Source organism: Sphingobium sp. (assembly GCF_035511395.1).
Taxonomy (GTDB): Bacteria; Pseudomonadota; Alphaproteobacteria; order Sphingomonadales; family Sphingomonadaceae; genus Sphingobium.
Window position 1 is genome coordinate 37324 of record NZ_DATKFP010000225.1, and the last position, 7841, is coordinate 45164.

Annotated in this window: 6 protein-coding genes; 2 read left to right on the plus strand and 4 right to left on the minus strand. The window is 59.3% G+C overall.

The window, feature by feature from the left end; genetic code table 11:
• Nucleotides 1-13 precede the first annotated feature (13 nt).
• The 3 genes from VMR39_RS15345 to VMR39_RS15355 form a co-directional block, all read right to left on the minus strand.
• Nucleotides 14-2134 carry a hydantoinase B/oxoprolinase family protein gene (locus VMR39_RS15345; protein ID WP_325416819.1) on the minus strand — a complete coding sequence of 707 codons (2121 nt, stop codon included), beginning with the start codon at nucleotides 2132-2134 and terminating at the stop codon, nucleotides 14-16.
• The gene (locus VMR39_RS15350; protein WP_325416820.1) at nucleotides 2131-4203 is read right to left on the minus strand and encodes a hydantoinase/oxoprolinase family protein; all 2073 of its coding nucleotides are present in this window, start codon (nucleotides 4201-4203) and stop codon (nucleotides 2131-2133) included. Before VMR39_RS15350 ends, VMR39_RS15345 begins: the two co-directional genes overlap by 4 nt.
• A 262-nt stretch (nucleotides 4204-4465) precedes the next feature.
• The gene (locus tag VMR39_RS15355) at nucleotides 4466-5428 is read right to left on the minus strand and encodes an amidohydrolase family protein (protein WP_325416821.1); all 963 of its coding nucleotides are present in this window, start codon (nucleotides 5426-5428) and stop codon (nucleotides 4466-4468) included.
• A gap of 417 nt (nucleotides 5429-5845) precedes the next feature.
• On the opposite strand from VMR39_RS15355, the gene VMR39_RS15360 reads away from it, so the two are divergent.
• Nucleotides 5846-6358 carry an SRPBCC family protein gene (locus VMR39_RS15360; RefSeq protein WP_325416822.1) on the plus strand — a complete coding sequence of 171 codons (513 nt, stop codon included), beginning with the start codon at nucleotides 5846-5848 and terminating at the stop codon, nucleotides 6356-6358.
• 2 nt (nucleotides 6359-6360) lie between these two features.
• Nucleotides 6361-6966, plus strand: a complete 606-nt coding sequence (locus tag VMR39_RS15365) for a nuclear transport factor 2 family protein (RefSeq protein WP_325416823.1) — start codon at nucleotides 6361-6363, stop codon at nucleotides 6964-6966.
• A 251-nt stretch (nucleotides 6967-7217) separates the two neighbouring features.
• Here VMR39_RS15365 and VMR39_RS15370 read toward each other — a convergent pair.
• On the minus strand, nucleotides 7218-7841 hold a 624-nt coding region (locus VMR39_RS15370; protein WP_325416824.1), incomplete at its 5' end, for an SDR family oxidoreductase.

Genomic DNA, 7841 nt, shown 5'->3' on the forward strand with positions numbered 1-7841 from the left:
TCTCGCTTTTGGCTTACAAAGCGCTAACGACGTCGTCGGACGTCGCACCGCCTGCCGACGATTTGATCCAGCGCAGCGGCGATGACTCAAAGGCCCTTTCCGTTCCTTCGACAACGACATCGACAACCAGAAGATGACCGGACCCGGGATCGAGGTAGGCCACGACATCGACACCGGCGTCAGCAGGCATGAAATGATGAATGACAGGACAGCCATCGGTCCATTGATCCGGGCTAAGCGCCAGGGGCGCGCCGGTCCGTTCACTTACGGCCACTGAGCCGCGCTGCTCCACACCGATGTAGAGAGGTCGGCATTGTCCTTCTGCGGCCGCCTTGATCTCCGCCGTCCACGTCAATGGACGCTTCGCCGGTTCCGCACACCGCAGTCGCTCTGCCAGCATGTCTGCCCGCAGCCGCTCTGTTGCCTGCTCATCTCCCACTACGACGTTATAAAGTTGGCGAGCCTGCTCGGGCGTCAGCCGGTGCGACCGGACGTCGGCGGCGACGCTGGAGACGGCGCGATCCAACGGATCGCCCCAACCGCCGCCGTTGGCGAGGACAAAGTGAATGGAGTCACCCTCCCCCAATTTTATGCCCTGCTGATGGCAACCCAATATTTCCTTAGCTTGGTCATGACGCTTGAGGGTAAATGCCGTCAGCGCCCCGGGCAGTCCGCCGCCCAGTCCCGCGATGGGAATTTGCTCCCGGTTTCCCAGCAGAGCCATGGACAAATTATCCGATCCATAGACAGAAAAGGTCATTTCCAGGCCGGAACCGGCGCGGAATTCTCCGGCGCCCCCGGTGCTGGGCCGGGGGCCGCGTTGTTCGATGCGGACAGGATACCAGGATTCCATGACTTCCACGTCCATCATTTCGACGCTGGAACCTCCGCCGAGCGCTTCGAAATATGTATCTCCCGGATCGCGATCGTAACCGGCCGAGCAACCGACGAAGCCAGGATCGATCATCAACCATCCATCGGGATCGCCCTTGATGCCTGTCCCCGAAAAAGTCGCAACACCGATGCCAGAGCCTCCCGAAGGACCCGCCATATTCTTGCGGGCTCGCGAATCCGGTGATGCAGCGATGGCGAGGTTGAGCGCATGCATCGCCACGCCCGCTGCGTTCATTCCGACTTCCAGATGAGGCGCGCCGATCGGCGCCGGAGGCTGGGCGTCCAGGATCGAACCTTGCCTGCACTTCACTTCGAAAGCCCGGAACACGCCTTCATTAAGCGGCAGGTCGTAAGCAAGCGTGCTGGCCATCTGAACGCCAAGCAGGCTCTGAATAACGTAGGACTTGGAGTTGAAATAATGCGACGATTGCGGCGATGCGTCAGTGAAATCAAAGTGTAGCTTATCTTCGCCTACCGTAAGCGTACAAGGAATCTTATAATATTCATCGAACCATTCCGACCAGCTTACGAACTTATATTCACCCGGTTCCAGTTCGCCGATGCGTTTTACGACTTCCTTCTCCGTCAGGTTGATCAGTTCGCTGGCCACCGCGGTAAAGGTTTCGTAGCCATAATCTTTGATCAGGTTAACGAGGTTCTGCTGCGTGACATAGGCACCCGAAATCAGCGAGCGCATGTCGATTTCTACGAGATCGGTCAATCTAATATTATTTCTGAGGATCGCCCAGATATCGAGTTGCTCCTCCCCCTTTCGCGAGAGACGCACCGGCGGGAAGCGTATCGCCTCTTGATAACATTCGGTCGCCGCCGGCGAGAAGGAGCCGAGAACCGAGCCTCCCATGTCCATCATATGCGCCGAGGAGCCAACCCACGCTACCAGCTTATTCTCCACGAACACAGGGATGTGGATGAAGACGTCCTGCGCATGGAAACCGCCCCCGGAATAGGGATCATTGACCAGGAATATGTCGCCATTAGCGATGGTGTCACCGTGCACCTCCAGGATTTTTGCGACGCCGTTGCATCCGGTGTGGAAATGCATGACAACATGCCCGCCGCCCACGATCAACTCCCCTCCGGCAGTATAGATGCTGCATGAACAATCCCCTGCTTCGCTGACTGCAGGGCTAACGGCTGTGCGGACGATAGTGCGTGCGCCGTCGTCCGCGATGGATTCCAGCTTGCAGCGTATCACCTCGATGGCGATGGCATCGATCACGCGACTTCTCCTCGATATGATTGGGCGTTTAGATGGGTAAGGAACGTACGTCCTGCAGCCACCGTTACACTCGTGCGGGGCGGCGCCCAGATCGTAGTGTCGCCCGCATCCAGAAGCGCAGGGCCTTCTATCACATGCCCCGGCTTTATGCTGTTGGTGTCATAGACAGGCACCATCTGCTGTTTGGCCCGCTCCACCCACACGGGCCGTTCACGGGTGGGTGCGATGAAGGCCGTGTCGGCCGCTGGCCCTGTGGAAGGAAGTGAGGCCCGGATGGTGCGGCCGATGCCGATGACGCGCAATGTCGATAACTCAATGGGCGTGTTCGCCGTCAAGCTGTTCGCGCCATATTTTTCGGTGTAGATTTCCCGGAACTTCACGATCAAGCGGTCCGTGTTGAGATCGCTGCTCTCCACGGCGATGGTGAGTTCCGATTTCTGACGATAGAAGCGCATATCCGCTTCGCAGATGAACGATCGGTCCTGCTGCGATACGCCCTGCGCCTCAAGTTCCGCGTCGACCTGCGAAAGCAGCTTTTGGAGGGTTCCAATGGCGCTGTCGTCATTGAGTGGCAGAAGTTTATCGATCGACTGCATGCGTTCACGCCGGATATCGGCGGTGGCCGCGCCATACGCCGATAGAACCGATGCAGATGTCGGTGTCAGAACCACCGGTGCACCCAGATCCTGCGCGATCGCGGTCGCGAAGAGCGATCCGGACCCGCCGAACGCGACGACCCCGAACTTGCGAATATCGATTCCGCCGGATGCGATGCGCGCACGAAGGGCTTTGCCCATCTCCGCCAAGGCAATTTCCCGGATGCCGTATGCGACTTCGATCGCGTTCATGCCCAGACTGCTGCCCAGCCGCGCGCACGCCTCCCTGGCCGCCTCCACGTCCAGCGTCATGCGGCCGCCCATGAAGGACGCTGGATCGATATAGCCCAGGAGGACCATCGCGTCAGTCACGGTCGGCTCGGTGCCGCCGCGACCATAGCAAACCGGCCCCGGCGTGGCGCGCGCCGATTGCGGCCCGACGCGCAGCAGGCCACGACTGTCGATCCAGGCGATCGACCCGCCGCCCGACCCGATCGATTCCACATCGACCGCCGACTGCGCGGTGGCGATGCCCTCTATTTCCGCGCGCTGGCGCCGTTCAGGCACGCCGTTGCGCACCACCGCCACGTCGACGCTGGTCCCGCCCATGTCGCAGCACAGTACGTCGGGCATACCGGCCGTCACTGCAGCTTCTGCCGCAGCAACTGCCCCTGCGGCCGGCCCGGACGATGCCAGTGCGATCGGCGTGGCGCGTGCTTCTTTCACGGAAATGGCGCCGCCGCCCGAATGGAGCAGCAGCACGGGCGCCTTGAGGCCCAGATCTCTTAGTTGCGTTTCCAAGTCCTCGACACCGTCAAGCGCCGTTGCGGTAAATGCATTGAGGACGGCAAGGGTGGTACGTTCATATTCACGCATCAGCGGATGAAGTTCGGAGCCCAGGAAAACGGGCAGATCCGGCCGCTCGGCGCGGACAATGTCCGCAGCCAGGCGTTCATGCTCAGGGTTTTTGAATGACCAGAGAAACGATATGGCGAAAGCGTTCACGCCTTCATCGACGGTTAGATCGCTGACGACCTTGCGAATCTCGTCGGCATCCAGCGGCTTAAGAATTTTGCCGTCGCGGTCGATGCGCTCGTCGATACCCCGGATCCAAGTCCGCTCGACCGGATTCCAAGGCTTCGTCAACCAACCATCCTCGCTCACGCGCTTGTTGCGGGCGGTATGAAGTTCATTTTCGAACCCCGCCGTTGTCAGAAGGCCGACGCGATGGCCCCGCTTGGTGGCAAGGACATTCGTCACCGCCGTCGTCCCAAGACCGAAACGTTCCGTATCGCCAAGGAGGTCGGAAAGATCGCGGCCGACCTGTTCAGCTATTAATAGGCAGCCTTTAAGTACGCCTTCGGCGAACAACTGGGGATTGGTCGGCGACTTGGCGCGCCACGTCTGCTGACCGTCGCTGCACACTACGTCGGTAAAGGTGCCGCCCACATCGATACCGATTACGAAACCCATGAATGTGCCTTTCCAGCGTTGCGCGTGGCGAACGGGCCAGCCGCGAAAGAACGGTGATGATGAAGGCGATCGATAGTGGGTATATAAAGGCTGGAAACCGGCACCGGATAAGGCAAGGTGGTCACAACTCAACGCTCCTCTCGTGGCCGACGCTCGTCGGCTCTCTCCCTATGACACCTCGTTGACAGAAATCTGTATGTCAGGCTTGCCCAGTCCAGCATCGGCGCGTTGGACTATCGCATGTGGAGAGGATCTCCCCATGTTACCCCGCAATAGGAATTCGGTAGACGCGGGATGCTGTGCCGGCGAACAGGTCCCGCCGATCTGCATCCGAAAAGTCGGCAGTCATTCGCTTGAAAGCATTCCACAGCACCGTAAAGGATATGGACACCATATCGACTGGGAAATTGCTTTCGAACATACAGCGCCGAGGACCGAAAAGATCGATCGCCGTGAACATGTGCCGCCGCTGAATTTCGGCGGTTTTCTCCGACGAGGGCGGCAGCGGGAGATCGCGTGCGCTCCAGCCAGTCGTGCTGCTGTTCACCCCTCCCAATTTAACGGAAACATTGGGACATTCGGCCAGCGCGGCCATATTCTTTCGCCATTCGACAAAGGATTCCTCCTCCCGCCCGGAATAGCGTCCAATCAGCAGCGGCCCGCCCAAATGGTCCAGAATGATCGTCGTGTCCGGGAACCGTCGCGCCAGTTCGACGAGATCGGGAATCTGGGGATGATAAATCCACGCATCGAACATGAGGTCGCGCGATGCGAGTTCGCTGAAACCGTCCAGGAATACGGGATCTTTCATGATACCCTGCGGCGCCCACCAATGATCGGACGACAGATCCTGGTCCATGGCGGTCATGTAGCGGATGCCGCGAAAGCGTGGCGACGCCGCCATATGGGCATCGAACACTTCGCCAACCGCGTGGCCCATCATCAAGTCCGCATAGGTGGCTATCGCGGCGCAGGCCCCTGCTTCGCGGCCACCACGACGCAAAGATTCTTGCGCGACTTGTTCGGCGAACGCAGTTTCGCCCACACATCGCAGATGTTCGGGTCCTAACTCACTATAGTGTGCGCGGGAGTCAATATAGACGGTCCCGATTATGTTATGACCGGAATGCGCCATGTCGGCCATCATCTGGTCCGGGGTATAGCGTTCCCACATCGCACCCGGCGGCTCCATCCATATATGCTGATGCGTATCGATGATCGGCAAATCGGGGTCCAGTGCCGTCTCGATAACTTGCCTGCGCCACGCCTCTCGATCCATAATTCTTATCCTTGTTAATTCAGCAAATACATATGCCTGCCGTGGCCGAGCCTTGCCCAACGCAAAACCAATGTATTTCGTCGAGCGGCTCGGTTGGCTGCGGCGATGACACTGCTTGTTAAGATAAGACAGACATGGCGGAATAAACCCTATTCAAAAGATCCTATATTTTTTTTGGCCTGTATATTGTCGGGTCGGGCTGACATGGGTTGAGCGATCTCGGTATCCAACGGCGGGCCGACGCCACAGATTGACTTGCCTAGTACATATATCCTACCACATGTGGCAAGTGACGATGGCCCGCGCGCCGTGCTGTTTGAAAAGCAGTCGCTCACAACGTCAAACCACGATGGAGATATGGCTGTGGCAAAAGTTCACCGGGTTTCCGGATATCATCAGGGGAAGATCGACGCCGACATCGAAGCGATCTGGGCCGTCATCACCGATTGGGGCAGCCTTGCCTGGTTTGACGATGGAAGCAATGTCGAGGGCATGAGGCTGATGGAAAGCTGGCTGGAAGGTCAGCCGGATGTCGTGCCCCGCACCAGGGTTATGGGACGTGGACAGGGGGCCGTCGAGCAGGGCGCGCCGGAGGAAAACCGGGAAGTCCTGCTGTTGGCTGACCCAGTCGCTCATCGGCTCTATTATGACGCGACGGATGGCTTTGCGCCGGGCATCCGCAATTACATCGCCAGTTGGGCCTTGGACGAGCAAGACGATGGCGGATGCCTGATGACCATTTCATCCACCTTCGACGTCATGCCGGCTGACCTTGGGGAAGAACAGGCTGCCATGCTACATGGCGTCTATGTCGCGATCGTCGACAGCCTACAAAGCTATTTTGCCAGAACAAGCGATCAAGTGAAGGCCGGTTGACCGTGCGCGAGACCGTACCGGAGGGGATGATCGACCAACGCTCCGATCTGTTGGCCGAGTTGATGGATCGACAGCGTATCTGCGATGTCATCCATCGATATTGCCGCGCGACCGACCGACTGGATGCCGATCTGTTCAGAACCACCTTCTGGGAAGACGGCGGATTCGACGGCGGGCCTGCGGAAGGACCGGCGCTCAATATCATCCCATCCCTGCTGGACGGCGTGGTCCGCGACATGTGGGCGACCAGCCACCACAGCGTTTCCAACATCCTGATTGAGCTGGCCGATGATCGCGCCTTTGTCGAAACCTATCTGACGGCCTTTCATATGTCGCATCCGACTCACGAAAGCCGTGCTGCCCTGATCGGGGAACAGAATGCACTCAGGGCGGGCTTCACAGGCGGGGATGTGATCGAGTTCATCTTTGGCGGCCGCTACATCGACATGTTCGAAAGGCGGGGTGGGGAATGGCGCATCTTTAGGCGCAGGATCGTTCCAGACTGGAACCGGGTCGCCCCGTACAGCGGAATAGCGACAGGCGGGCAATATGACCTGTTGCTGCATCGACCCCGGCGCGATCGGGGCGATCCGGTGTATATGCGATAAGCGACTATGGTTGGGCCGCTCGCCGGGTTGTGCGGATGCGGTCCCATTCACCAGGCGCACCCGGCGGTCATGAAAGTCTGTAGGGGGTGGCGCATCGCTGCGCCACCCCAGGCGCGACCCGATCAAACAGTTCAGGTCAGGCCTAGTGTTCTTTCGCCACTACATTGTCCAGACAGTAGATGACGCCGTCCGCCGGGATAATGCTGGCCTCTGGATCGCCCGTCCGACTCCCGTTTTGATGTTTGTGCTCTCTACTGCGCGGTCAGGCCGCCATCTGCTGGCAGAGCGGCGCCGGTCACGAAACTCGACGCATCGGACGCGAGGAAAGCGAACACGCTGGCGATTTCCGCCGGAGCCGCGCCGCGATTGAGCGGCATGCGCGCGATGTAGATATCCGCGTCCGATCCCAGGCGCGCCATCGTCTCCTCGACCATGGGCGTCAGCACCACGCCCGCATGAACTGAATTGACCCGGATCTTGAACTGCGCGAGTTCCACCGCGGCAGCCTTGGTCATGCCGGTGACGGCGAATTTGGATGCGCAATAATCCATATTATTAGCCGCGCCCACCAGGCCATAGCCCGACGAATTATTGACGATCGACCCGCCACCAGCCTTGATCATCGAGGGCATCACCAGCTTGATGCCCAGGAATACACCTTCCTGGTTGATCGAGCAGACCAACCGATATTCTTCCAGCGAGAGATCGGAAAGCGGCTTCCAGTGACCCGAATGACCCGCATTGTTGACCAAGACGTCCACCGGGCCGAACGCGGCTTCGGTGTCATCGATAGTCTGCTGCCAGTCTTGCGGACTGGTCACATTCAGGCGCGAGAAGCGAACCCCCTCCCCCAGTTCGCCGGCAAGTGCTTCCCC

Coding starts and splice junctions, on each gene's coding strand:
- VMR39_RS15350 (WP_325416820.1), bottom strand. CDS start 4,203: ATGGGTTTCGTAATCGGTATCGATGTGGGCGGCACCTTTACCGACGTA.